General features: G+C 64.8%; 21 protein-coding genes, 1 pseudogene and 1 CRISPR repeat array (1 of these 23 running past the window's edge). Of the genes and pseudogenes, 11 read left to right on the forward strand and 11 right to left on the reverse strand.

All coding sequences use genetic code 11. The features are described 5' to 3' along the window. Positions 1 to 207: a CRISPR direct-repeat array (repeat unit 28 nt; unit sequence GGATCATCCCCGCTGGCGCGGAGGCAAC) (it extends 12030 nt beyond the left edge of the window). 55 nt (positions 208 to 262) lie between these two features. The 8 genes from cas2e to cas3 form a co-directional block, all read right to left on the reverse strand. Further along, positions 263 to 634, reverse strand: a complete 372-nt coding sequence (cas2e, locus tag NQ038_RS01095; protein ID WP_257061517.1) for a type I-E CRISPR-associated endoribonuclease Cas2e — start codon at positions 632 to 634, stop codon at positions 263 to 265. Further along, positions 634 to 1578: a type I-E CRISPR-associated endonuclease Cas1e gene (cas1e, locus tag NQ038_RS01100; RefSeq protein ID WP_257061519.1), complete on the reverse strand. Its 945-nt coding sequence runs from the start codon at positions 1576 to 1578 to the stop codon at positions 634 to 636. Before cas1e ends, cas2e begins: the two co-directional genes overlap by 1 nt. A 96-nt stretch (positions 1579 to 1674) precedes the next feature. Further along, entirely contained in the window at positions 1675 to 2406 is a 732-nt protein-coding gene (gene cas6e / locus NQ038_RS01105; RefSeq protein WP_257061521.1) for a type I-E CRISPR-associated protein Cas6/Cse3/CasE, read from the reverse strand. Beyond that, a complete protein-coding gene (cas5e, locus tag NQ038_RS01110; protein ID WP_257061524.1) occupies positions 2396 to 3133 on the reverse strand; it encodes a type I-E CRISPR-associated protein Cas5/CasD in 738 nt (245 codons plus the stop codon). Before cas5e ends, cas6e begins: the two co-directional genes overlap by 11 nt. Continuing rightward, on the reverse strand, positions 3133 to 4239 hold the full coding sequence (gene cas7e / locus NQ038_RS01115) for a type I-E CRISPR-associated protein Cas7/Cse4/CasC (RefSeq protein WP_257061527.1): 1107 nt from the start codon (positions 4237 to 4239) through the stop codon (positions 3133 to 3135). Before cas7e ends, cas5e begins: the two co-directional genes overlap by 1 nt. Before the next feature lie 60 nt (positions 4240 to 4299). Further along, complete coding sequence (casB, locus tag NQ038_RS01120) at positions 4300 to 4953, reverse strand: type I-E CRISPR-associated protein Cse2/CasB (RefSeq protein ID WP_257061529.1); 654 nt, start codon at positions 4951 to 4953, stop codon at positions 4300 to 4302. Continuing rightward, a complete protein-coding gene (gene casA / locus NQ038_RS01125; RefSeq protein WP_257061531.1) occupies positions 4943 to 6619 on the reverse strand; it encodes a type I-E CRISPR-associated protein Cse1/CasA in 1677 nt (558 codons plus the stop codon). Before casA ends, casB begins: the two co-directional genes overlap by 11 nt. A gap of 37 nt (positions 6620 to 6656) precedes the next feature. After that, positions 6657 to 9716, reverse strand: coding sequence for a CRISPR-associated helicase Cas3' (gene cas3, locus NQ038_RS01130; protein ID WP_257061533.1), 3060 nt, complete (start codon positions 9714 to 9716; stop codon positions 6657 to 6659). Positions 9717 to 10092: 376 nt separating this feature from the next. Between cas3 and NQ038_RS01135 the strand changes: the two genes are divergently transcribed. From NQ038_RS01135 to NQ038_RS01160, 7 genes and pseudogenes are all read left to right on the forward strand, one after another. Beyond that, positions 10093 to 10386, forward strand: coding sequence for a helix-turn-helix domain-containing protein (locus NQ038_RS01135; RefSeq protein ID WP_257061535.1), 294 nt, complete (start codon positions 10093 to 10095; stop codon positions 10384 to 10386). A 50-nt stretch (positions 10387 to 10436) separates the two neighbouring features. Next, positions 10437 to 10652: pseudogene (locus NQ038_RS15530) on the forward strand (HipA N-terminal domain-containing protein); the annotation flags it as partial. Positions 10653 to 10805: 153 nt separating this feature from the next. Next, the gene (locus NQ038_RS01140) at positions 10806 to 11666 is read left to right on the forward strand and encodes a type II toxin-antitoxin system HipA family toxin (RefSeq protein ID WP_257061537.1); all 861 of its coding nucleotides are present in this window, start codon (positions 10806 to 10808) and stop codon (positions 11664 to 11666) included. Further along, positions 11653 to 12219, forward strand: coding sequence for a TetR/AcrR family transcriptional regulator (locus NQ038_RS01145; protein WP_257061539.1), 567 nt, complete (start codon positions 11653 to 11655; stop codon positions 12217 to 12219). The genes NQ038_RS01140 and NQ038_RS01145 overlap by 14 nt, the downstream gene beginning before the upstream one ends. Positions 12220 to 12353: 134 nt before the next feature. Beyond that, positions 12354 to 13715, forward strand: coding sequence for a hypothetical protein (locus tag NQ038_RS01150; protein ID WP_257061541.1), 1362 nt, complete (start codon positions 12354 to 12356; stop codon positions 13713 to 13715). Beyond that, entirely contained in the window at positions 13712 to 15205 is a 1494-nt protein-coding gene (locus NQ038_RS01155) for a M20/M25/M40 family metallo-hydrolase (RefSeq protein ID WP_257061544.1), read from the forward strand. Before NQ038_RS01150 ends, NQ038_RS01155 begins: the two co-directional genes overlap by 4 nt. Then, complete coding sequence (locus NQ038_RS01160; RefSeq protein ID WP_257061546.1) at positions 15198 to 16085, forward strand: alpha/beta fold hydrolase; 888 nt, start codon at positions 15198 to 15200, stop codon at positions 16083 to 16085. Before NQ038_RS01155 ends, NQ038_RS01160 begins: the two co-directional genes overlap by 8 nt. A 3-nt stretch (positions 16086 to 16088) precedes the next feature. Here the strand turns inward: NQ038_RS01160 and NQ038_RS01165 are convergent, their stop codons facing one another. The 3 genes from NQ038_RS01165 to NQ038_RS01175 all read right to left on the reverse strand — a co-directional run bounded on the left by NQ038_RS01165 (position 16089) and on the right by NQ038_RS01175 (position 18587). Next, a complete protein-coding gene (locus tag NQ038_RS01165) occupies positions 16089 to 17495 on the reverse strand; it encodes an amidase (RefSeq protein ID WP_257061548.1) in 1407 nt (468 codons plus the stop codon). 102 nt (positions 17496 to 17597) lie between these two features. Continuing rightward, a complete protein-coding gene (locus tag NQ038_RS01170; RefSeq protein WP_257061549.1) occupies positions 17598 to 17978 on the reverse strand; it encodes a hypothetical protein in 381 nt (126 codons plus the stop codon). 117 nt (positions 17979 to 18095) lie between these two features. Continuing rightward, positions 18096 to 18587 carry a DoxX family protein gene (locus NQ038_RS01175; protein WP_257061551.1) on the reverse strand — a complete coding sequence of 164 codons (492 nt, stop codon included), beginning with the start codon at positions 18585 to 18587 and terminating at the stop codon, positions 18096 to 18098. A 184-nt stretch (positions 18588 to 18771) separates the two neighbouring features. On the opposite strand from NQ038_RS01175, the gene NQ038_RS01180 reads away from it, so the two are divergent. From NQ038_RS01180 to NQ038_RS01195, 4 genes are all read left to right on the forward strand, one after another. After that, a complete protein-coding gene (locus NQ038_RS01180; protein ID WP_257061553.1) occupies positions 18772 to 19743 on the forward strand; it encodes a polysaccharide deacetylase family protein in 972 nt (323 codons plus the stop codon). A gap of 88 nt (positions 19744 to 19831) precedes the next feature. Beyond that, positions 19832 to 21442, forward strand: a complete 1611-nt coding sequence (locus tag NQ038_RS01185; protein WP_257061555.1) for a class I adenylate-forming enzyme family protein — start codon at positions 19832 to 19834, stop codon at positions 21440 to 21442. After that, positions 21439 to 22788 carry a beta-ketoacyl synthase gene (locus NQ038_RS01190; protein ID WP_257061557.1) on the forward strand — a complete coding sequence of 450 codons (1350 nt, stop codon included), beginning with the start codon at positions 21439 to 21441 and terminating at the stop codon, positions 22786 to 22788. The genes NQ038_RS01185 and NQ038_RS01190 overlap by 4 nt, the downstream gene beginning before the upstream one ends. Before the next feature lie 85 nt (positions 22789 to 22873). Further along, entirely contained in the window at positions 22874 to 24103 is a 1230-nt protein-coding gene (locus tag NQ038_RS01195) for an acyl-CoA dehydrogenase family protein (RefSeq protein ID WP_257061561.1), read from the forward strand. Positions 24104 to 24121: the final 18 nt, after the last annotated feature.

Raw genomic sequence — 24121 nt, forward strand, 5'->3', positions numbered from 1 at the left:
CATCCCCGCTGGCGCGGAGGCAACTACTCCATCGCCACGCCACAGTTGTCCCGGCAGGGATCATCCCCGCTGGCGCGGAGGCAACCCGGCGACCTGGCTGAGCTGGGCAACCGTGGTGGGATCATCCCCGCTGGCGCGGAGGCAACGCGTTGAGGATGCTGGCGGCCTGGCGGAACACGGGATCATCCCCGCTGGCGCGGAGGCAACACTTGCTGACCTGCAAGTTTGATCCTCAATACCCAGATTCTAGATGAGTTTGATCTCATATCCGGTTTCTGGACGCGAAGCTCCAACCGGTCTGCAGGCCGCCCTTGTCGCTATCGGCCAAACGCTCGCCGCGGCGTCGGATCTCCGTTTGTCCCGGGTCCGGGCGGGTGATGAGCTTAAGACCGTCGAAGTCGGTGACGGCCCAGGTATTGCCATGGGTTCGGAATTCCATTCCCTGCTCGTTTTGCGCAGACCACACCATCGACGCCCGGCCGGTTCCCACCCCGTCCACGATTCGATCCCAGATCTTCTCTCTGACTCGTGAAGATGCCTTGCCGACAAACGTCCCGGGCGATATCTCCAGGAGCCATCTAGTCAGTTCACCCCGGAGCCCGGCTGGGCACGCTGCTACCACCACGACCAACATCAGATGTCCTCGTCGTAGTTGGCCCCGCCCGCGACGATCCCCTTGGGGTCCCACAGACTGATGACATTGTCATCACGGCCCAAGGAATCCAGAGCGGCCGGTGCTTCCTCGGGCTTGAAGAACAGAGTGGTGATATCACTGATCATGCGGCTGATGATGTGCCCGGTGTTGATTGCGTCCCTGGCCCTGTGCCGAACGGCCGAACCGATGTCCGGCGGGTCCTCGGCCGCGACGTCGAAGGCAAGCGGGATGGTTATCTCCGCCTTATACAAATCCGCGATGTCGTAGACGAATGCCCTCTCATGCCCATTGTGGACGAACCCCAATCCAGGCGATGCACCGATTGCGGCGATCACAGCATGCGTCAATCCGTACAAACAGGTGTGGGCCGCGCTGAGCGCCGCATTGATTCCGTCAGAGGCATCGAAATCCATCGCATCGAAATCACGACGCCTCCACGGCACTCCAGTCCGTTCGGATTCTTCTTTGTAAATGCGTTTCACCCGAGCGCCCTCGCGTCCTCGCAGCTGCTGCATGCTCAAGCCGGAGACATCCTCGTCCGGGAATCGCATGGCATACATGGCCCGGGCCACGGCGACTCTACCGCGGACGTTCGACACCAGCTCAGCCTGCTTCACCAAGTATCGGGTCGACGATGCCAAGGACCGGCCATGGGCGTAGTACCGTATCCCGCGCTCGCCGACCCACACGGTGGAAACTCCGCATTCGCCCAGCAGGCTCATGCCCTGATGGGTGATTCGGGTTCCCGGCCCCACCATCAAACAGGCGAGCCCAGCGCCGGGAGCATATGTTGTGCCTTCTTCGGTACGGATGGTCAGGGCGTTGCGGTCCCGGGCAATCGTTGCCCTTTCCACATAGAGGAAGGAAAGACGATCGCGCACCCGGGTAAGTTCATACCGTTCCAGAGGTTTGGAACCTTGCATAGAAGGCCCCTTTCAGTGATGAGGAATTGTGTAGAGGCGTGTGGCCGGGCAGAACCCAGGTGCCGCCCGGCCACACGCAGGATAGGAACCTCGGCGTCAGGACTGGGGGACTGGGGCCAGAGTCAGCAGACCACAGCCGTAGCCCTTTGCCGGGCCGATGCCCTGTACCAACGCCCTCCGCAGCGACTCCGGGTCCGTGACCCGCAATAGCCCGTCGAACCGGGCCCGGGTAATGGCCACCTGTTTGGCCTTTCCTTCTCCGGATTGTTTCCTTCGCGCGAATCGCAAGACATTGCGTTCTTCGATACGGAATGACGGAGGCGAGACCGCTGGATCGAAACCTGCTCTCGGTGAGCCTGCAGCGGGGGATTCCACATCGAATGCAACTCCAATCTGGTCCGCCTTGCCCAAGAGCCACTCCTCCTGATGCGCCACGGTGACATGGGGGACCCGTTTACCGCGGGTTCCCCGTGCGCCGGCGACGTTGTGCACGGGATTGGCTGCCAGCCGGAACTGCCAGATCTGACCCTCCGCCAATCGATCGAGCAGTGGTGCATAGTCGGCCACTCCCCACGAGACCTTGGTCGGCCAGCCCGCCTGTTCGACGATGTGGGTGAAATCCGGGGTCTCCGGACTCACCACATAGACCACGGGATTGTGACTGCCGGCGTCCACCCGCCACAGGATTCGGGCACCGGTGCCGGCGGCATCGACCGCGTCCTCGGCCGGGAACGAAGCGGCCACTGCCGCGTGCATTCGCTGGGGCGAGGCGAGGAGACGGCCGGTGCCACGCCTGGCACCGTTGAGCTCTAGCTTGCTAAGAAACAATCTGGCCTCCCAAATAGCTGAAGGGATCGTGTTTGTCGAAGACCGGTTCCGGGGCCGAGGTCCCGGGCGGCTGCGCTGGAACCGCTGGGTTGACGATGTCTTCCCAGTCCTCGACAACCTGCCGGATGCCGAAGACCCGGCGGTCGGGGTCGAAGCTCACGGGCTCGTCCTCGTAGGTTGCCGTCGGGGTTTCACCTGGTAACAGGTCCCGGACGATGCGAACCTTCACCACATGATTGTGGTTGTCTTTCATGACCCGAGGGCTGGCCTTCCACGGAGTGGCCCGGAGCAGTTCTGGCATCGATTCCCGATGGACCCCCAGGCTCAGCTGCCCTGCTGGTGGGAAGGCCCTGCGGCCCAGGTACAGGGGGAAGACCGGGCTGGCCATCGCGGCCTCCAGACTCTGTACGAAGTCGTCGGGACCCCCGACCGCGGCCAAGAAGACGGCATCGCTCAGATAGTAACGGTAGGACAGTGGCGCCGTGACCCCCGTGCGCTGCGCTGTTTGGAAATCGCGCATGAGCTTGCCCGACTGCTCGACTCGCACGCCCAAGGACAGCTGTGCGAGGTCCTCGATGGGATCGGTGCGTCGGCGCCCCAGCGCCGCGGCCAGGAGCCCGACGACGCCGGACTTGGTCGGTTGCATCTCCGTGGTCCGGCGGGTGAAACGGCCCCTGACTCCCCACGATTGCATGGGGCCCGCGAGCCGTAGCAACAGGGTGCTCATCAGGCCCCCTGGGATTCCCGAAGCGCGGAGACCGCGAACGCCACCGCATCGCTCGCCGCCTGGTCCAGGGTGGAACGCCGAGCCAGGGAGTCGAGCTCAGCCGCTTTATCGCCCAGCCCAGCGGTCCAGTAACCGCGTGCGGCTCCGTAGGTCTCGTCGACGTCCTGTGCATAGGCGACGAGCCTTTCGACTGCCGGCGCGACATATCCGTGGCCCGCCCCAATCGGCTCTTCGAATGCCTCGACCAGGCTGATGGGGCGGTCGGTACGCACGGAGTACACGATGGCGGCCGGGACGGTCTCGTTACCGAAAGTATTGATCTTGCCGGTGGGCAGACTCAAGGCGAAGGCCTTGGCAAAGGCTCCCAACGCCTGTTCGACGGCCTCGGCCGTGCCCAGGTTCTCTTGCAGCTGGGCGAGGTTGACCGTGGCATAGCGGTACAGGGTCGAGGAGTTGAATTCGACTGTGCCGATCATTCCCGCGCCCGCGTCGCGGTCCGGGTCCGCTGCCTTGGCATCGTCGACCGCGGTGAAATAATCGGCTTCGGATTCGACCGCGTGCACGGAGATCGCATGGGCCACCTGTGCGGCGGCGTCGACGCCCAAATCGGTGAGGTCGGCGATCATCCGGCCGAACAGGGCGATGTCCAGGGAATTGTCCGCGGCGAGGATCTCCTTGTACGTCTTCTTGGCGAACTTGACCCCGTTGTTGTGGTCCTCGGCCGCTTGGCGGGCGGCCTTTGCGATCTGCAGATGGCTGAAGAACAGAAGGTAGGCTGCCTCGGTCTTGGACTTTTCGACCTTGACCCCGATCGCCTTGACGACGTCTTCGGCCAGTTCCTCCGCGCTGTCTTCCAGCGTCGGATCGACAGCGGTGATCTCCCTGGCCAGCAATTCGATGATGCGCTTCGTGCGGATTCCGAGTTCGTCCTTGTCCACATACTGGCCGAAGGCCGTGCGGGTCGCCCGCTTCCACGCTTGGGAGGATACCCGGGCCCGGCGGACGCCGCCGTAGAAGGCTGTCTTGGGCGCACCGGTGTCATCCCGGTTGAGGTTGCTGGGCGGAACGGACTGCAGGACGTGGACGTCGAGGAAGGTGTTGGACATGGTGTTCTCCTAATAGGGAATTCGGTTATCAGTGGATGGATGGTGTGTGCGTGAAGCGCCTCAGGCTTGGGATGGGGCTACGGTTGCCGAATCCGAGTCCTTGCGGTATCTGAAGAAATCTCGGCTCCAGTTCCGTTGGACATTCGCCCTGGTCGGACGGTTCTGCCAGAAGTACAGGTCTTTGGCGAGGATGCCGAAGTCCAGTCCGATGCCACGGCGTTCGAACAGGCCCACGAGGTTGCGCAACTGCCGCTGCAGCCCGGCAACGGATTCCGCTTGGGCGACTTTCGCCAAACGTTCCCATACCGCACCGCGTTCCATATGCTCATTGGGATCGTCGGCCAGCTTTCGTGCTGCTTCGCCCAGGCCACGCCCTTGGACGTGCATGGGAACACCCTTGGACTGCTGCAATTGAGCGAAGCTGGTCATCGCGATGTGAACGGCGATCTCCACCCTGTCGTACCTGTTCTGGCCGTACGTTTCCGTGTCTGGATCATTGTTCGGCAGGAAGTCCGGGATGAGGTATTCGCCCACCTTCCATGCGGTTCCGGGATCGGCAGATGTCGCGTGTCGGAGCTGGGCCAGGGCAGCACGGGCCGATGGATCGCCCTCAAGGTAGTGGCTCTGCAGCGACGCAGCGCGGGATCGGACGAATCCCTCTGCTTTCTCCGCAGAGGACTCCGCTCTGGTCTCTGTTTCAGGATTAGCCGTCATGATTCTCCTCTTCAAAGGCGAGGGTGAGCGTTTTGGCCAACCCCCTGCGCAGATAGATCAGGGCCAGCTCGGTATTGAGCCAGGATTTGTTCTCAACATCGATCAGGCGTCCGATGTAGGATTCCTCACCGGCCTCATCGGCCATGGTCTTCGCTTGGTTGAATGCCGCGACTTTGACTGCCTTCTGCCAGTGTGTGCGGGCCTCGGACCAGGCGGTGTTCTCCTCCAAGAGTGTCAGCCACTGTTTGAAGAGCTTGCCAAAGACTAGATACGCTTCCTCCCTGGCCTCGGTGCGTGGTGTGTCGGCCGCGTCGATCCCCCGTGCCTTGGCCAAGTTCACGGCATACGTCCCCAGATACCAGGCGACGGTGTCGGCGTCGTCGATCGCGGCCAATACGGTGCTCGCGGCGTCGACCGCGTCCTCTGCAAGGAGGAAAGGAGGCACTTTGAGGCTGTCGTCTGCGACCTCGGCGAAGGTCGCGCTCTGGGGTCCGTACTCCACTCCGAATGTCGAGATGTCCGGCATGAAGTTGTTATCCAGCATCTCTGCGCTGGCCAGCTTGCCGATCCACTGGAGAACTCCAGGTTCTTTGAACTGTGGTTGTTCCTCGACACGCGCTTGTGCCTTGGTCGGCAGCCAGGCGGCTAAGCTTCGCCACACGGCCTTGCTGGGGTCGACCATGCCCGGCATGAACACTGTCGTGTCGAGCTTCTTCGACTGCGGTTTGCTGTAGCGCCAGGTCATCATGGGATCCAGGTTGCGTCGGTTCTGCTCAGCCAGCGGGTCGCCGTAGCACAGTACGACCCGGACGACCGATTCGCCGTCGAAGACCAGGCGTAGGCGCCGGGCCTGCCAGGTGTAGACCTGGAGGAAGCCCCGGGGCCTGGCAGGGGTGTCGAACTCCGCCAGGGGTCCGGGATGGGGACGCTCCCATGGAGGGAGGTCCTCCGGCCCGCTGATGGCCTCGATGCTCTCCGGGGCAATGTAGTTCAGCCGCAGGGTGAAAGCGAGGTTCTCGCCTGAGGCGATGAGGATTTCGCCTTTGCCTCCCCACGCGGTTCCCAGGGGATAGACCTTTCCGCCCTTGGCCCGGGGGTCGCGGCGGTCCGGGGTCTTGATGCCGGAGGTGTCGTATGCCTGGGTGTGGATCAACCAGCGTGCGGCTTCGGCTGGGGCCATGCGTTCGAGGCTATCGGGACCGCGCTGGGTGAACATCTGCACATTCGCGGGGTAGTCGGCCACGAATGCGCCCAGGCCCTTGGGCTCCCCCTTGGCCGGGCCCAGGTCTGCCACCTGGAAGAACGGTTCGTTGGGGTGCCGTAACCAGAAACGCTCGCGATGCTTCGCCAGGTAGCCTTCGACCTTGGTCGTGACCGTTTCCCAGTCGGCGACTCGGCCGGCCCAGTCGTCGGGATCCTTGGGGAGCCCCAGAGCTCTTGACATGACGGCGATGAGGATGCGCAGAATGGTCGGCCGCATGGTGGGGAGTTCCCCATTGAGCCGACGGATCGACTCCGCGCGTTCGAAGACCTGGATGATGGACAACTCGGCATCAGTGCCATCGGTCAGCAGGACCGGGATCCACGGTTCGTCGACGAGGTTGAAGAAGGGTGAGTTCATCTGGGTGGTCACCTCCTCTGCGTGGATGGTGGGGGATGTGGACATGGGATGCCTTTCCGTAGGTGACTTGTGTGGCGAGTTCTTATCGGCGGAATGCCTGGAGACCATCGTCCACGTCATAGGTGATGGTCCAATCTCCGACCCGGCCCGTGCAACGGTGCGTACTCGCCTCATCGGTGTGCAGGGGCAGGATCAATTGCCCGCGTAGGAGTGGTGCGAGTTGTAGGTTCGAGCGTCCCAGTTTCTCCAACTCGCCGATCACGGCATCGCCTACCCTGCCCTTCGACATATGGAAGGGGAGACGGATCGATGAGTTGGCCACCGCCTCGGCAACGGGCCAGGGCACGGGGCCTTCGTCCGGGATGACAGCGCTGCCGTGTTCGGGCAGCCAGTCCAGGGTCCGCCATCCGGTGCCATCGGTGAGAACGAGCAGCACCTCGATGGATTCGGAGCCGTCACGGACCCTGCCGTGGGCGCGGTTGTACGGATCGGGGTCGTCTGCCTCGCCGTCGTTTTCCTGCAGCCAACCGTCCAGGCCGCCGGCTGCCAGCTTGGGGACCATCGCCCAGCGATTCGCCAAATCCTCAGTATCCCTTTGCTTGTCCGCATCCTTCTTGGCGGCTTCGGCCATCTTCGGTTGCCAGTCCGCCGGACCGATGGGGTCGGTTCCGTAGACGGTGTGGACTAGTGTCGGAACGTCGGCCGGCGTTGTAAGGGTGCCGGGCACCCCGCACACCTGTTGTAGTGCAGCGAGCGAGCGGAGCAGAACATGCTCACCGTAGATGGCGACGCTGTCCCCGTTGATCTTCGGCGGGACGGCGGTCGGTTCTGCAATGCCCGTGATGAAGCAGCGAGGATCGCTCAAGGGCTGTGGGCGCGTCCGGCCCGCATGCCGGTGGACGCGGCCGAGCCGTTGAATCAGCAGGTCGACGGGACACAGGTCGGTGATGACCGCGTCGAAATCGATGTCGAGGCTCTGTTCGACAACCTGGGATGCAACTACGATGGCCCGTTCGGGGCGTGCACCGGTCTTGCCGAAGCGGTCCAACAGATTTTGGTCCAACCGGGCGCGGTCACTGGCTGCGAAGCGGGCGTGTGCGACATTGACGATGTCGGCGCCGAAGGCTTCGCGGAGCAGCTGTGCGGTGTGCTGAACGCGTTTCACGGAGTTCCGGATCACCGCAATGCAGCCGCCTTCCGCGATGAGTTCGCGAACTGTTGCCACCAGGGCCGAATCATCGTCGGCCAGTTCCTGCAATGCGACCGACCGGTTCGGCCTGCCGGGGAATTCCGTCTCCGTGACCGAGGTCCCGGTCGCCACGGTGAGCACCGGGTACTTGGGCGCTGCGGTGGGCGCCGAAGGGGCCGCTGCGGTATCGTCGCCGATATTGTCTGTTTCTCCGGCCAGGGCCAGCTTCTGGGCCGCTGCCCTCTGCCGCAGGCCTCGACGGTATGCCTCGAGGAGCTCGGTTTTCTGTGCCGGGGGCAGTGTGGCGGTCAGGATGATCGTGGGAGCGCCGAGGCGGCCCAGCCATTCCAGGGAACCCCGCATGAAGACCTTCATCGTGGTATCCGCGGCGTGTGCCTCGTCGATGATGACGACCTTATTGGCGAACCCGCTGTGCCGCAGCATGACGTGACGCGCCTTAAGGGAGGCCATGAGCAGTTGGTCGACGGTTCCCACGACGAAGTCGGCCAGGATGCGCTTCTTGCGACCGGATAACCAGTCGTGGGTTCCTGGCCGGAGGATTTTGGTGCGCTGATTGCCGCTGGGCGTGTCTTGGCATTCGGCGGAGGTCTGGGGCGGTGGGTCCTGGAAATCCAGGGCGTCTGACAGTTCGGCCGTATCCGAGGCGTCCTTGGGTCTGATGCGAGGCATGTTCCGATAGGTCCGATTCAGCAGCGATTTGCCATGGGCCAGGGCGACGGACACCTGGCTGTCGGCGGAATACGATTCAACGTGGCGCAGCCATTCGGCGACGCGGGTGAAGATCGCATTCGTGGTCGCTTGAGTGGGCAGACCGATGAACACACCGGTGGCGCCGGTGGCCTGGGCCAGGTTCTCCGCTGCCAGAAGTGCTGCCTCGGTCTTGCCCGCGCCTGTTTCATCTTCCAGGATGAGCAGTGCGGGCTCCGTGATGTCCTTGGTCGCGTTGAAAGCAGCTGATTGACCGGGCCGCGGTTTGGCGGCATCGGGCAGGTCGAACCTGTGGTGCAGCGCCGCATCCGCTGAGGGCACCGATGCCGGCCGCCATTGAGCGGGGAGCCGCAACTGTCTCCAAGCATGGTCGACTCGCTCCTGTGTCGGTGCGCAGAAGTCGATGTCCTCCTCCAGCTCGATCAAGGGGAAAACGTCCTGGTTCGATGCGATCCAGTCGGCCTGGATCACCAATCCTGTCAACAGTGATAGGACCGCCTGGTCAAGGGTGAAATCCGGGTCCTTCCACACGGGGGATGCGAAGTCGGTGCCCGAAGTGTCGATGATGCGGTGGGCAAGAGCCCTTTGCACATGTGGCCAAGGGGAGCCCGCAAGACCGAGTCGCGTCGGCCATGGCTTCTGCCGGATTTGTTTTCTTGTGAATGCCTCGGGCGTGCTCATCCCGTGGTGGGCCCCGGCGATGCTGGACAACTGATGGTTGATGTCCACCTCGACGGGTTGGACTCCCTGCTTTTTGAGCGGCGAGACCTTTCCCCTCCGTTGCAGTCCATAGTCTTCGCCGAGGACCCTGGCCAGGATGATCTCCGAGGCCAGGGAGTGTGGGAATTCGCCCTGGCTTGCGACGGGTTCGGCATCGTGGGTGTTCAGGGCCAAGTCCGGGTCGTCGAAGAGGTCCTGAGTGCGCCTGAGGACCTGTCCTGCCATCTGGTCCACCTGCCCCTGGAAAGCCGGCCCTGACTTCCCCAGGTCGTGCGATGCACCGAGGAACCGGACTAGGCATTCGAGTTCGACGTCAGCCGGCAGTGATGCGGTGAGGACCCTGCGCTGTTGTGGGGAGACCCGGTGATGCAGGAGCCGCACCGCCACTTCTCCCGTATCGAACAGGTGAGTGGGGAGTGGAAGCCAGTGGGTGATCTCGTGGGTGTCGGGATTGCGTCCCGTCTTCGCCCACAGATGGTCGGCAAGGGTGAGGTAGTCGCGCATAGTGGGGGTCCTCCTCGGTGAGGCTCTAGTGGTTCATTCGGTGGGGATCGTTCTTGTGATGATCATATGGTGGATCGAGATACACGTCAATGTCTACTAGAGACAAAAAAATGTAGAGGGATGAGCCGCTGTTTCCCGGTACGTCTACATTTGCAACACTAGATGGTGGCACTGACATGGCATGGCGGATTCGCACACCGCCGCCGGCGTCAGTGCTGCTCGGAATCCGAGATGACCCGGTCTAGTAGAGATGGGTTGAGTTGGCCCTGCGATGCGGGGATGAGGGCGGCCGTGGAACTTCTGCGGTTCGCCCTAGTGCCCGTAATTACGGAAGTTATCTGTATTAGCGTGTTGGATCGCAAACATAAGGATGACGATGCCGCTTAAGAGAAGCGTTCAGCGCCAGGCCAAGGAGATAGGCGAACATCTGCGGAACTGGCGCAAGCTGCAGATGCTCAAAGCAGACGAGGTCGCTACCCGGGCTGGGATTTCTCGGTCCACGTTGTACAAGGTGGAGTCCGGGGACGTCGGTGTGTCTTTCGGCGCGGTCGTCGCGGTGGCGGATGCGCTGGGTCAACTGCCGCACATCGTGGGAGCGTTCGATCCGCTCGGCACGGACCTTGGCAGACTGCGGTCGAATCAGAAGTTGCCGGAACGGGTGCGGCGATGAGCGATATGACGGTGGGAGTCTTCATTGAGACGACGGGAGCTGGAACTGGAATGGTTCGGGTCGGAACCGCGTACTTTCACGTTGTTCGCGGCCGGGTTTCGACCACGTTCACCTATGCGAGTGAGTATCTGAGTAGCCCTGCCGCCTATGCGATAGATCCTCAGTTACCCTTGGGGGCGGCGCCGGCTTCGACGGCCGGAATGCCTCGGGTGTTTCAAGATGCTTCTCCTGATCGGTGGGGTAGAAATCTGGTGGCGAAGCAGTTCCGACGCTCGGTCGAGTCCGGGCTGGAGCGAGGTCGGCAGCTCACTGATGTGGACTTCCTTCTAGGTGTCAGCGATGAGACCAGGCAAGGTGCTTTGCGATTCGGCAGGTTGCCCGATGGGCGGTTTTTAGCGGCTCATACGGAGGTTCCGCGCTTGGTCTCTCTGCCGCGCTTGCAGCACGCCGCCGATCTGGTGGCTGCCGGTGACGACACGGCAATCAAAGAGCTGTTGTCGGCCGGTACAGGTTCACTCGGTGGAGCTCACCCCAAGGCTGCCGTGCGAGGGGACGACGGGCGGCTGCTCATGGCGAAGTTCACTCGTCCGGGCTCCTCCACGTCCTCAGTCGCATGGGAACACGTGGCGCTGCAGCTGGCGGCCGATGCCGGTATCGCGGTGTCGGGTCACCGCCTGGCCCGGCTGTCCCATCGACCGGTCCTGCTGTTGGACCGATTCGATCGAGGTCCCGGTGACGAGCGGATCGGATATATGAGCGCGATGACTGCGACAGAACGTTCCGACGGGGAGCTCGGCGACTATTTGGATATCGTCGACGCGATCGAGGACCTCAGCGCGGACTGGGTAGCGGACAAAGCCGGATTGTTCCGGCGGGTCGTCTTCTCCGTGCTCATCCACAACACCGACGACCATCTGCGAAATCACGGCTTCTTGCGCAGCGCGCCCGGCTGGCGGCTGAGTCCCGCCTTCGACATCAATCCGAACCCCGACCTCGGGACCGGGCGCCAGACTGCGATTCTGGGTGCGGTGGACATCGCCGACGAACCCGCCGCCGTGCTCGAATTTGCCGGGCTCTGCGGTTTGGACCGGCCCCGGGCCGCCGGGATCATCGTTGAGGTCGCCCGGGCAGTGGCTGGATGGCAGCGGGCGGCCGGCGAGGCGGGGATCAGCGTGGCCGAACAAAGGCGCTTTGTCCCAGCCTTCGAAGCGCAGCGGGACGCCTTCTCTCGCCTGCTGGAGGATTTGGAGCCGAAGGGAGGCGGGAGTGCCCAAGCGTGATGCGGCGTTCATGGCGGCGCGGCGGAGCGGAATCCTGGAGGCCGCCGCCACTGTCCTGGTGGATTCCGGTGCGGTTGGATTCTCGACGACCGAAGTCTGCCGAGTCGCGAGTGTCAGCATGGGCAATCTCTACGCGTACTTCCCGTCGAAGGCCGAACTCCTGCTGGCCCTGGGACGTGAGCTGCTGACCAAACGCGACCGGATGTTTGAAGCGTCTACCTGGCGGGTCCTGCGGGGTTCGATCGTGAACCTGATCGATTTTCTCCGCACGGACGACGGCCACCGGGCGGCTCGACTGGACATCGAATTGTCGATCCTGGCCTGTAGTCAGCCCCGGTTGGCGCACGAGCTCGCAGAGCAGCGGCTGGACATGATGCTGGAACGCACCGTGCGAAACCTAGGCGCATCGGTTGCCGAAGCGGAACAGTTGGTGGGCGGCCTGACATCGTTGATCGCAGGCTGGACCTATCTGGTCGCGATTGGGCAGGGTATGCCCGCCGGTGCCATTGGCGCGGTCGATGCGATATTGGGACAGCGATCCTGCCCGGAGTAAACCGATTGAGCACACAGCGGTTTGAGCTCACAACGGTTTGGACATTGACACAGTGAGACTGGAGGCTTCTAATAAAATGAGAGGTCTCTCGGTTTATTGAGCGGACCGATCCAGCGTCCATGTGGAGGTTCACCATGTCACCCGAGCACACATCATCCGAACTTCAATCGGACCACCCGGTCGGCCTAACCCTGCTGGCCTACGAATCGGCCCTCCAACAGCTGCGAGAAGCTGCTGCGGACGCCGGCGCCGTCGAAGTCCACGTGGGTGAATCGCGGGAGGGCCGGACCCTATCCCTGTTCCGGTTTGGGAACGCACCAGTGCGCAGCTTCTGGTACGCCGGCCCGCATGCCAATGAACCCATCGGGGTGACGACCCTTGTCGCCCTGGCCCAACGTCTAGTAGCCGAACCCGAACTGCTCGAGGAGGCAGGATTCGACCTGCTGCTGTGCATCGACCCCGATGCCCATGTGCGAAACGAGCGTTGGTTGACCGGGTTCACGGGAACTAGCCGTGAGTACTTCACCGGATTGTTCCGACCGGCCAGCTCCGAATACTGCGACTGGGACCTGCCAGTCGAACTGCACACCGCAGCCGGCGATTTCCGGCGCGAATCCACCATGCCCGAGGGCCGGGCACTGCAACGCGCCCTGGAAATCAGCGCGCCCAGAGTGGTCATGGCGCTGCACAATGCAGAAATCGGCGGCTCGTATCTGCACCAGATCGGCGGCGACGCGGACATCGCGCGGGCCCTGTCCGGTATCCTCCCGGCGCACGGCCTGACCGTCGAGCCCGCGCCCATCGACGACCCCAGCGCTCAGGCGATCGCCCCGGGTATATACCCGCTGCCTGCGATTACGGACATGTACGCCCCACTGTTCGCCCAGGCCCCCGATGATCCCCTATCCGTGCTGCCCATGGGGGAGTCCGCTATGACGTGGTCCCTGCGTTTCGGAGCGGTGTCCATCGTGACCGAGGTGTCGATGTGGGAACCCACCGAATCCGCCGACGCCGGTACCTACACGCGTGCGCAGGCGGCCCAACGGTCCGCTGCGGCCCTGGACGAAGATCGGCAGTGGCTAACCGATTTCCTCACGGTCCATTCCGACTACCTGCCGGACACCGACCCCTATGTCAGATCCATTGCCGAAGGGCCGGGCGTGCTGGGCGGGCTCAACGCGCTCATGCTAGCCACGGCTCAGGCCGAGGGAATGGACGAGCCGGCCACCGCTGCAGACATTCGGCGCTGGATCGTCATGTTGGCCCACAGTGTCCCGCAACGTTACGCCGGCATGCTGCTCCAGGCCCTGCGTCGGCACGCGGCCCCGGAAGATGTCGTGACGGCTGCGCTCGCCCGCTTCGAGGCCGGACAGGCCTGGCTGGACGGATGCGGACTGCAAGCCACCGGCATCGGTACGGTCGTTGACGTGCAGATCGATATCGGAATGGCGGCGATTCGACAGATTCTCTTCACGGAGCGAGGCGATACGAAGTGACAACGACACAATCCACTGCTCGGAACAGCGCGGAACGGCGGATGCTCTCGGACCTGCAGCGACTCGTTGAAGTCCCCTCCATAAGTTCCGCACCGGAACGTGCGGAACAGGTTGCGGCCTCGGCCCGATTGGTCGCCGAGATGTTCACGGAAGTGGGCGTGCCCTGCTCCGTCGTGACCGAAGGTGGGGCTCCAGCAGTGATCGGTCGGCGAGAAGGGCCCGAGGGGGCTCCCGCCGTTCTGCTCTACGCCCACCACGACGTACAGCCCGTGGTGGCCGACGAATGGGAGGGTGACCCCTTCGAACTCACGGAATGCCCAGCGGATGAGGCCGGTCGGGGCACTCGGATGGCTGGGCGCGGAGCCGCTGATGACAAGGGAGGCATTGTCGTCCACCTGGAGACCCTGCGCCGGCTGATGGGGTCGCTCCTGGTGACCGTGGCGGTGCTCATCGAGGGCGAAGAAGAAGTCGCCTCTCCCTCTCTCGAGCGGATCGTGCACCGGCATCGTGACCTCCTGCGAGCAGATGTCGCGCTACTGCCCGATGCGGTGAACTCCGATGTGGGCGTGCCGTCGCTGACTGATTCCCTTCGGGGCATTTTGGGGATCAGGATCGGGGTCCGTACTGCCGAACGAGCCGTGCACTCCGGCATCTTCGGCGGTGCCCTGCCCGATGCGCTGGGAACGCTGGTCCACCTGCTCGACTCCCTCGTCGATGAGGATGGCAGGGTTGCGGTCCCCGGCATCGTAGCCGATCCGGCCCCTGCCAACCCCAGTGCTGCCGCAACCATGGCCGAGGTGGCCGCGGCCGCGGGGACCGTGCCGGGATTGCGTCTGGCCGGCGGTGCGCCCGAAATAGGCGGCCAAGCCCAGGGCGGTGCGGGCACGGATGGCATGGCCTCGTCCTCGACTGCAAAGGCAGACGGGCGGCGGCTTGCCGCTGAACTGTGGACCCAACCGTGCTTGACCGTCCTGGCCATCGACGCACCGCGCGTGGCCGAAGCGACGAATATTCTGACGCCCACCGCGCAGGCGGTTGTGAGCCTCCGATTGCCGCCTTCGCTGGATCCTCAGGTGGCTTTGGAATGCGTGTCCGAGCATCTGGCGCAGCACAATCGTGCGGGCGCGGAGCTCGACATTGTTCCGGTCAACGTGGGCAGAGGATGGAGCGCAGGGTCCGGGGGCGGGGAGTCCGCCGATGCAGTCATCAGGCTCGCCCTTGCCGAGCTGGGGCAGGCGTACTCGCAGTCCGCCGTCACCATGGGTGTGGGCGGTGGCATTCCCTTCGTCGATACGCTGACGACCGAGTTCCCCGGCCTAGTGCCGTTGATCACCGCAGTGCAGGACCCTGAGTCCAACGCCCACGCTGCCAATGAGTCGGTGGCTGTGGACACCCTTCACTCCGCAGTCGAGGCTCAGGTGGGCATCCTGCGCCGGTTGGGAGAGTCCGGCTTTCGTGATGTAGCAGGCGTGAGGACCACGCATGACTGATGCGCAGCTTATGACGCTTCCCGATGGACGAACACTGGCCTGGGCATGGTACGGGGACCCATCGGGACGGCCTGCGTTCTTCCTCCACGGCACACCGGGTGGCCGGCTGAGCGGAGCGGCCTATGCCGACTTCTTCGAACGTAACCGGCTCCATGTCGCCTGCCCCGACAGGCCAGGATACGGCGGAAGTTCCAGCCGGCCGCCGGAGCCGCACCGCCCGGTATCCGGCGGGGGACTGATGCACTTCTCCGCTGATCTGCACGAACTGTGGGAGCGCATTCGTCCAGCAGAGGACGCTCGGGCTCTTGTCATCGCCGGGTCCGGAGGTGCGCCGTACGGGCTGGCCTTCGCCGCCGGATATCCGCAGGACGTGGATGCGGTAGGAGTCTTCTCCGGAATCGCTCCGATGGAACCGGACGAGGCGGAAACGCTCATCGACGTGAACCGACGGCTGCACACCGCCGCGAATCACCTTGCGGCGTCAACCGTTACCGCTGGAGGAAAGCTCCCGGTCAGTGGGGACGCCCTGGAAGGATTGGTAGCTGATGTACGGTGGGCGATCCTCTCAGGTGAGCTCATCGGTGAGCCCGACGCTGCGATCCGCGATGCCCTGGTGCCAGGCGCTGATGGGATGGTGGTCGACTACAGCAGCGTTTTCGCCAGGAACTGGGGGTTCGATCCGGGAGACGTGCAGGCGGATGTCCGTTGGGTCCACGGAACTCAGGACGTCAACGCTCCGCTATCCGCCGCACGACGCTATGCCGGCCTGATTCCGAACTGCGAATTTCATCCGGTGGACGGCGGTGGTCACCGACCTTCATCTGCAACGCTCGACTGGCTGTTCGCTGAACTGCAGGGTTCTGCTCGGCCCGATAGGTGACGATCAGGATTCCGGATTGTCGAGTGCCGGGTGGCGTCGATGGTGGTCCGTTGCATGCTGGAAGGCGTCCCCTGCGGCGAGCAGCTTGTCCTCGGAGAACTGGGGTCCTACGAACTGGACTCCCAGGGGCGTGCCCCGTTCGGTGAAACCGGAAGGCAGCGTCAGCGATGGCAGTCCACACATGTCGATGGGTGCAGTGGGCCCCGTGACCCGGGTGAAGAGCTCTGTGCCGGCCTCTAGACCGTCCATTTCAGCGATCGTTGGGGACGCTGTGCCGACGGAAGGCAGCAGCAGAATATCGATATCGTCCATCAGTCGGTTCATAGATCCGGAGAACTTCCGCCGTCGTTGGGACATGCGTTCTAGGTCCACGGCGCTGAGCGACCTCCCCAGCTCAATGAGGTCGGCCAGTACTGGACCGTACTCGCTCTTTCGGTCGGGGTACGTGGCTTCATGGACGAGCGCGGCCTCGGCCCCGCACATAGCCGACCAGTCGTCGGCGACGGCGGAGAAATCGGGGGTCGTGATCTCGACAATGCGCCATCCCAGATTGCTCAGTGCCTGTTCGACGGCAGCGAGCATCTCTTGGGATTCCGAGTCGAAGGTTGCATTCAAGACTCTGTCGACACCGACCACCGGGAGGGAATCAAGGCGCAGGCTCTGTGAATAGGCGGGCACTGCCTTCGTCGACGTTGTCGCATCGGCGGGATCCCAACCGGCAATCGTTTCAAGGATGACGGCGGCATCACGTGCGCTGCGAGTCATCGGCCCGATGTGATCCAAACTGGGAGCTAGGTCGAAAATGCCTGCTCTGCTGACACGTCCCCATGTGGGTTTGAGGCCGGTGACTCCGTTTGCTCCGGACGGGAGGCGGATCGATCCACCAGTGTCCGACCCCAGGGCACCGAATGCCAGTCCGGCGGCAACGGCTACGCCAGATCCGCTGGACGATACGCCGGACCACGTATCGCGGTCCCACGGATTGACCGGGGTCGGCAGATCGGGATGATGAGCGGAGAATGCTCCTTCGGTCATACGCAACTTGCCCAGCAAGACGGCACCGGCAGCGCGCAAGCGAGCGGCTACTGTCCCATCGCGATCGGGAACGAAGTCCTGGTAAACCGTTGTGCCGGCCGTCGTGGTGATTCCGGCGGTGTGAACAAGATCTTTCAAAGCGATTGGCACCCCGTGCAGGGCACCTCGATAGTGCCCGCGGTCGATCTCTGCATCGGCCGTCGCAGCGTCCGACAACGCCCGGTCACGGGTTACTGTCGCATAGGCCTGTAACTGCGGATCAAGGGCGGCTATGCGCTCCAACAGCACATTCGTTACTTCTGTCGAGGTCACCCGTCGTGTCCGGATGAGTTCTGCGATTTCAGTGAGCTCCAGGTACGCGATGCCCTTGTCCATGCCGCCCTCTCCTATGTGGTGACTCAAGTCATAGTTGTCTTTTAGGCTAACAGTCCTGACAAGGCGGGCCGTTTCTGGCGCTCATCGCTTTACGGCTTTGTCCTAGAACTCCAATTCCTCCGGCTCCGGCAGCTCCACCGGATCATCTTCGGTCGGGTAGACCTCCAGGTACGACAGGCGGTCCCCGTCGATGAATAAGAGGATGCCTCTGGTGGGATTGCGTGCACCGGCGGATAGGACGACTCGGGGGCCGGCATCATCGGGAACCGGATTGCCGGCCGCATCGCCCAGCTCAACGGACGGGCAGGTGCCGCAATCGCAGTGGCCGGTCACTGTGCAGTTGGCGACCTGCCGCAACCACCGGCTGCGCTGATCATCGGTGACCGCACCACCATCAGTGGTTCTCGCCCGCTCAGCCATCGCGCGGATGACGGCGCGTTCGGCCGGTGATGCAGGGCGGGGGAGAGGGGCCTCGGGAACCATGGGGCAAGTCTACGAAGGTGCCCTCAAGCGCCGCTTAACGTGTGTGATCGCGGTCGTTACAACATATACCGACCGCGATCGCACACCATACTAAGGACCCCTGCCGAGGCCCTGTGCTCAGGCCTTCCGCACGAAAGCCCGGTCCAGGCTGAGCCGGCCCGGGCCCACCGCGGCGAAAGCTGCTGCGGCCAGGGCGATCACGGCGACCAGTTCCCAGCCGCCGCTCGAGACGAAGATCCCCGCTCCGGCGTGGACCAGGGCGAAGGCGCCAATCATGTCGAGCACGACCAGCAGGCCGACGATCGGTGTGAACAGCCCCAGGATCATCAGTGCGCCGCCCACGTATTCAACGGCCAGGGCGAACACCAGTGCTACTGCCGGGGCCGGCACGCCCATGCCCGCGAACATCTCGACGCCGTCGGCGAATCCCTGCATGCCCCACTTCTGGTAGCCGTGGGCGATGAGCACGACACCCAGCAGGACTCGGGCGATGAGCAGAACCCAGTCCCGGACGGCGGTCGGCAGTGTGAAGAGCCTGCGGTCGGAATCCGCCGAGGTCCCGGCTGGACTGGTCTTGGTCGTTTCGGTCGGCATGCGGTCGGTGGACATCGATGCTCCTTCGAGATTTGGGATCCGACGGCGGAGGCCGCCTGTCGTCGGATCGATGATTGCTGGTCCCGCAGACTCTAGGAGAAATAGTTGAGTTTTAAATTAATGCCCGGATGGTATGGGCTGAGAGTCTGCCCACCCCACCTCAGTTGAGACTCCTCACCGGCTGTGCGAGGATCGAAGGATGAAGACCAGCCCCCGCTCTGTCGCACGCTCCGTTGAGCGCTCTGCAGCCTCTCGTCACCGCGCCACGCTCGCCAAGACCCTGACCACATCAGCCCTGGCGGTGACACTGGCGCTGACCGGCTGCACCTCGGGCACCAGCTCGAACGACAGCGGCAACGACGCTGCCAACGCGACGAACGGCACCGGCGGCGCCCAGGCCTCGGCCGCGGCGGAGCCCACTGAAACCCAGGACCCTACGGCCCTGAAGCCGGGCACCAACCACAGTTATGCGGCGGACGAGGCCGGCTACGTCTACAAGTCCAAGGACGTCCACGACTGGCTGTGGGGCAAGAAGAAGGAATCGAAGACCTACCCGAAGAAGAAGATCGCCTTCCTGACCTTCGACGACGGCCCCACGAACACCACCCCCAAAGTGCTCAAACAGCTGAAGAAGAATGACGTGCCCGCCACCTTCTTCGTCATCGGCGGGGAACTGGGCGTCGAGCGCAAGGGCAGCCCCGCCCACCTCAAAGACGAGATCGCCGCCGGCCACTCCGTCGCGATCCACAGCTACAGCCATAACTTCCACAAGCTGTACCCCGGCCGGGTCGCCAAGCCCAAGGCCATCGTCAAGGAATACGAGAAGACCCTGGCCAATCTGCGTGAGGCCGTCGATCCCGAATTCAACACCCACACCTGGCGCTACCCCGGCGGCCACGGCTGGAACGGGATGAAGCCCGCGGACAAGGCCCTGAATGCCAAGGGTATGAGCTGGATCGACTGGAACTCGGAGAACGGCGACGGCACGGATACCGCCTCCTCGACCGGATCTGGCCGCGCCCAGCGGGCCTTGTCCACGATCGGCACGGACACGCGCGTGGCCGTCATCCTGATGCACGACTACAAGGACAATGAGCCGACCGTCGATTCGATCACCCCGGTGGTCAAGCGCTTGAAGAAGTTGGGCTTCGAATTCGGCGTGATGGACTGAGCTGTTGGATGGGGCAAAGGACCGAGGGGGCGTGCTGCGGTGATGGACTGGTGTGACGCAGGTCAGTGCCGGGTGGTTGACTAGAGATATGCCCATAACGCGCAAAATCCTCGAAGTCGCAGACAGCACCCCCGATCTGCCCGCCATCGTCGGCCCCGCCCCAGGCGAATCCCTGAGCTATGCGCAGCTCGTGACCGATTCCGCGCACATGTTCAAATCCGTGTCCATGCTGCATGCCGAACAGTCCGATCCCCCTGCCCCCGCTCCCGAAACCGGCGGCATCCCCATCACCGCCGTCAGCCTCAAATCCGCCTACCACTCCGCGCGCATCGTCGCCGGCCTGGCCGGCTTCCGCGCGGTCTCGGCAACGGTGGACCCGCGCTGGCCCATGGATCACCAGGTCCACGTCATCACCTCGACCGGTATCGGCCTGGTCATCACGGACAGCCCCGACCTGCCCGCGGCCCTGGCCAATGCCGGTTGGACCGGCACTGCGATCAGCCTCAAGGAGTTCCACTCCCACGAATCCCAGTGGGTCGACGGATTCGACGACCTGGCCCAGCCCACGGTGCGCGACGGCGCCGAGCCCTTCCTCATGCTCTTCTCCTCCGGCACCACCTCGGCGCCCAAGGCCTTCCTGAAGACCAGAGAACAGTATCGCAACAACTTCGCCGTGTCCTCGGCGTATCTGGAACCGGACCCACAGGTGCAGACCCTGGCACCCGGCCCCATGTCCTACAGCCTGACGCTCTACGCGCTGATCGAATGCCTGGCCTCGGGCGGCAGCATCCACGTGGCCGACGAATTCGCACCCATCGAAATCGGCACGCGGATCGCCCAGGAGAAGATCTCCCGGATCGTCGCAGTCCCCGCCGTGGTTCAGGGCCTGGCCGCCGCCGCCCTGCGCGATCCTGAGCGCTTCACCAGCGTCAACCTCATGGTGGTGGGCGGGGCGAACCTGTCCGCCCGCACCCGCGACCTGGTGGGCGCAGCGCTGCCCGACGCCCGCCTCGTCAGCTACTATGGCGCTGCCGAACTGGGCTTCATCGGTGACTCCCGCGACGGCGACGGCACGCTCATCAGCATCTACGACGGCATCAAGGTGCAGATCCGCGATCCCAAACTGGCCCTGAGCGACGGCCCCGCAGCGGTCCTGCCGGACGGGGAACTGGGCGAGATCTGGATCTCCGGCGGCGCCGTGTCCGACGGCTACGTCTCCTCGACCAGCTCCGAACACCTGCGCGACGCCGCCGGCTGGGGCACCGTGCACGATATGGGCCGGATCGTCGACGGCAAGATCAGCCTGGCCGGGCGCGCCGGCGACATCATCGCCACCGGCGGCCACAAGGTGTCCCTGCCGGAAGTCGAGCGGGCCTTCGAAACCCTGGCAGACCTCAACACAGTGTGCGCGGTCGCCCTGCCGAGTGAGTCCCTAGGCCAGATCGTGGCCCTGGCGATCGAGGAACGCGTATCCCACTCCAAGGTCGGCAAGTCCTCGACCTTCCCCTCGAAGTCCGAGCTCATCATGCACGCGCGCGCCAACCTGGCCCCGCAGTTCGTACCGCGCCGCTGGTACAAGATCGACAAACTGCCGCGCACCGTGGGCGGCAAGATCCGCCGCGGCGCCACCGCCGAACTCATCGTGCTGGCCGAATCCGGCGGCCACGATGCCGACCAGCTGGGGGTGCAGCGGATTTGAGCGAACTCCGCGAAGTCGTCGTCACGGGCCTGGGGGCCATCACCCCCTCGGGCACGACCCCCGGTGCACTGTGGGACGCCGTGCGCTCCGGCCGCAGCGCGATCACCCGGCTGGACGACGATCCGGAATTCGCGGATCTGGCCGTGCGGATCGGCGGCCGGGTCACCGGCTTCGACGCCGAGGCCGTGCTCACCCGCCAGCAGGCCCGCCGGGTGGACGCCGTGGTCGCCTGGGCCGTGGCCGCCGGCGATCAGGCACTGGCACAGGCCCTTTCGCGGGCCCTAGGTCCGGGCGATCGCCCGAACTCGAAAGCGTCGGACGGCGCCGCCGAGGCCCCGTCCGGGTCTGCGCCGCTGGGCCCCAAACCAGCCCTGGACCTGCCCTGGGACCCACAGCGCATCCAGGTCACGGTGGGCACCGGCTCCGGCCCCGTGCGCGCCATGCAACAGGCCACCCGACTCCTCGACGCCGAAGGCCCCCGCCGCGTGCCGCTGAGCCTGGCAATGCACGGCGCCCCCGATTCCGCCGCCGCCGTCATCAGCCAGCGCCACGGAATCCAGGGCCCGGCGGACTCGGTCAGCGCCACCTGCGCATCGGGAACGGTGGCCCTGGGCCGGGCACTGCGCACTATCCGCCACGGCTACGCCGATGCCATGCTGGTCGTGGGCATGGAGGACTGCCTGGGCCCGGTCAACCTGTCATCGAACGCGAACCTGCGGGCCCTGGCCAGCGGCTGCGAGGACGACCCCGCCGCCGCCAGCCGGCCCTTCGCCGCAAACCGCCGGGGCTTCGTCATGAGCCAGGGAGCTGCCGCAATCCTGGTGGAATCCGCCTCATCCGCAGCCTCCCGCGGCGCCCGCGCCCTGGCCCGGATCACCGGCTTCGGCGACAGCTCGGACGCCTTCCACCCGACGGCCCCGCACCCCGATGGCCGGGGTGCGGCCCAGGCGATGCACCGTGCCCTCGCCGATGCCGGCCTGGTACCCGCGGCAATCGGGCACATCAACGCGCACGGGACCTCGACCGCGGCCGGGGATGCCGCAGAACTGGCCGCCGTGACCACCGTGTTCGGTACAGATGCACCGCCGATCAGTGCGACCAAGTCCTCGACCGGCCATCTGCTGGGTGCCGGCGGCGTGGTCGAGGCGATCATCGCCATCGCCACCCTGGAAGACCAGCTGCTGCCGCCGACGATCAACCTGGCCCAGCCCGATCCCGCCTTCGCGGATTTCGACCTGGTCACCGCGGCCCGGCGCGTCGAGCACCTGGACCATGTGCTGTCGAACTCCTTCGGCTTCGGCGGGCACAACGCCTCGCTTGTGGTCTCGCGAATGCAGCCCGAGTGAGAATGCTGCGTGAGTGAGAGCACAGCGTGAGCGAACCCCGACCGCCACATCCCCGATCAAACCCCTCAACAGTGAAGGAAACGCCATGACCGACCGCGAAGCCCGCCACGCGGAACTCGCCGAAACCTACCTGCCCGACGAGCTGCTGGAGACCCTGCGCTCGCGCGCTGCGGACTACGACGCGCAGAACACCTTCTTCTTCGCCGACCTGGACGATCTGCGGGCCCAGGGCTATCTGACCCTGTTCGTGCCGGAGGAATTCGGCGGTCCCGGCCTGAGCCTCAACCAGGTGGCGCGCCTGCAGACCCGCCTGGCCACCGCCGCGCCCGGCACCGCCCTGGCCATCAACATGCACCTCATGTGCACGGGCGTGGCCCATGCGCTGCGGGCCCGCGGCGATCACTCCCTGGACTGGGTGCTGCAGGATGCGGCCGCCGGCGAGGTCTTCGCCTTCGGCATCAGCGAACCGTCCAACGACTGGGTGCTCCAGGGCGCCAATACGCGCGCAGTCCCCATCACCGAAGGCCCGGACGAAGGCGGCTATGCGCTGTCGGGCGTGAAGATCTTCACCTCGCTGTCGCCGGCCTGGACGCGGCTGATCGTCCACGCGACCGACGACTCCAACCCGGACGATCCGCGCCTGGTCTACGGTTTCCTGGACCGCCCCGGCGCGCTGGGCGGCAAGCTCTCGGGCACCGCGGACTCCCTGCCGGGTGTGACGACCTCGGACGATTGGGACGTGCTGGGTATGCGCGCCTCGCAGTCGCGCGCCACCATCCTCGACGGCGCCGTGATGCGCCCCGACCGGATCGCGCGGACCATGGAGCCGGGACAGGCCGCCGCCAAGGACCTGCTGGTCTTCGGGATCACCGTGAACTTCCAGCTGCTCATCGCCTCGGTCTACGCCGGGGTGGCCCGCCGCGGCCTGGAACTGGGCGCGGCAGCGCTGCGCCGTCGCAAGTCCGCCAAGGGCGGCACCACCCTGGCCGAGGTCGGGGAATGGCGGGTGCGCCTGGCCGATGCCGCGATGGCCCAGATGCCGGTGAATGCGCAGATCGATGCCTATACGCGCGACTTCGACGAACTGACCGACCACGGGGCGGGCTGGCCGCAGCGCCTGCTGACCGCGCGGATCAACGCCGGCACCCAGGCCCGCCGGGCCACGGAGACCGCGCTGATCTTGGGCGGTGGCGCCTCGTTCAACGCCTCCGGCGAGGCCGCGCGCCTGTACCGGGACGCCGCAGCCGGGATCTTCCACCCGGCCCCGGAGGATTCGGCCCGCGCGCTCTTCGCCGCAGCCTGGCTCGACGACTGAGTGCTGAACTCTGCCGGC

The organism is Brevibacterium sp. 50QC2O2 (genome assembly GCF_024580675.1).
In the GTDB taxonomy this organism is placed as follows: Bacteria; Actinomycetota; Actinomycetes; order Actinomycetales; family Brevibacteriaceae; genus Brevibacterium; species Brevibacterium moorei.

What these genes read in the sequence shown, in the direction of transcription:
- cas2e (WP_257061517.1), bottom strand. Translation starts at nt 634, where the DNA reads ATGTTGGTCGTGGTGGTAGCAGCGTGCCCAGCCGGGCTCCGGGGTGAA.
- cas1e (WP_257061519.1), bottom strand. Translation starts at nt 1,578, where the DNA reads ATGCAAGGTTCCAAACCTCTGGAACGGTATGAACTTACCCGGGTGCGC.
- cas5e (WP_257061524.1), bottom strand. Translation starts at nt 3,133, where the DNA reads ATGAGCACCCTGTTGCTACGGCTCGCGGGCCCCATGCAATCGTGGGGA.
- cas7e (WP_257061527.1), bottom strand. Translation starts at nt 4,239, where the DNA reads ATGTCCAACACCTTCCTCGACGTCCACGTCCTGCAGTCCGTTCCGCCC.
- casB (WP_257061529.1), bottom strand. Translation starts at nt 4,953, where the DNA reads ATGACGGCTAATCCTGAAACAGAGACCAGAGCGGAGTCCTCTGCGGAG.
- casA (WP_257061531.1), bottom strand. Translation starts at nt 6,619, where the DNA reads ATGTCCACATCCCCCACCATCCACGCAGAGGAGGTGACCACCCAGATG.
- cas3 (WP_257061533.1), bottom strand. Translation starts at nt 9,716, where the DNA reads ATGCGCGACTACCTCACCCTTGCCGACCATCTGTGGGCGAAGACGGGA.
- NQ038_RS01135 (WP_257061535.1), top strand. Translation starts at nt 10,093, where the DNA reads ATGCCGCTTAAGAGAAGCGTTCAGCGCCAGGCCAAGGAGATAGGCGAA.
- NQ038_RS01150 (WP_257061541.1), top strand. Translation starts at nt 12,354, where the DNA reads ATGTCACCCGAGCACACATCATCCGAACTTCAATCGGACCACCCGGTC.
- NQ038_RS01160 (WP_257061546.1), top strand. Translation starts at nt 15,198, where the DNA reads ATGACTGATGCGCAGCTTATGACGCTTCCCGATGGACGAACACTGGCC.
- NQ038_RS01165 (WP_257061548.1), bottom strand. Translation starts at nt 17,495, where the DNA reads ATGGACAAGGGCATCGCGTACCTGGAGCTCACTGAAATCGCAGAACTC.
- NQ038_RS01170 (WP_257061549.1), bottom strand. Translation starts at nt 17,978, where the DNA reads ATGGTTCCCGAGGCCCCTCTCCCCCGCCCTGCATCACCGGCCGAACGC.
- NQ038_RS01175 (WP_257061551.1), bottom strand. Translation starts at nt 18,587, where the DNA reads ATGTCCACCGACCGCATGCCGACCGAAACGACCAAGACCAGTCCAGCC.
- NQ038_RS01180 (WP_257061553.1), top strand. Translation starts at nt 18,772, where the DNA reads ATGAAGACCAGCCCCCGCTCTGTCGCACGCTCCGTTGAGCGCTCTGCA.
- NQ038_RS01185 (WP_257061555.1), top strand. Translation starts at nt 19,832, where the DNA reads ATGCCCATAACGCGCAAAATCCTCGAAGTCGCAGACAGCACCCCCGAT.
- NQ038_RS01195 (WP_257061561.1), top strand. Translation starts at nt 22,874, where the DNA reads ATGACCGACCGCGAAGCCCGCCACGCGGAACTCGCCGAAACCTACCTG.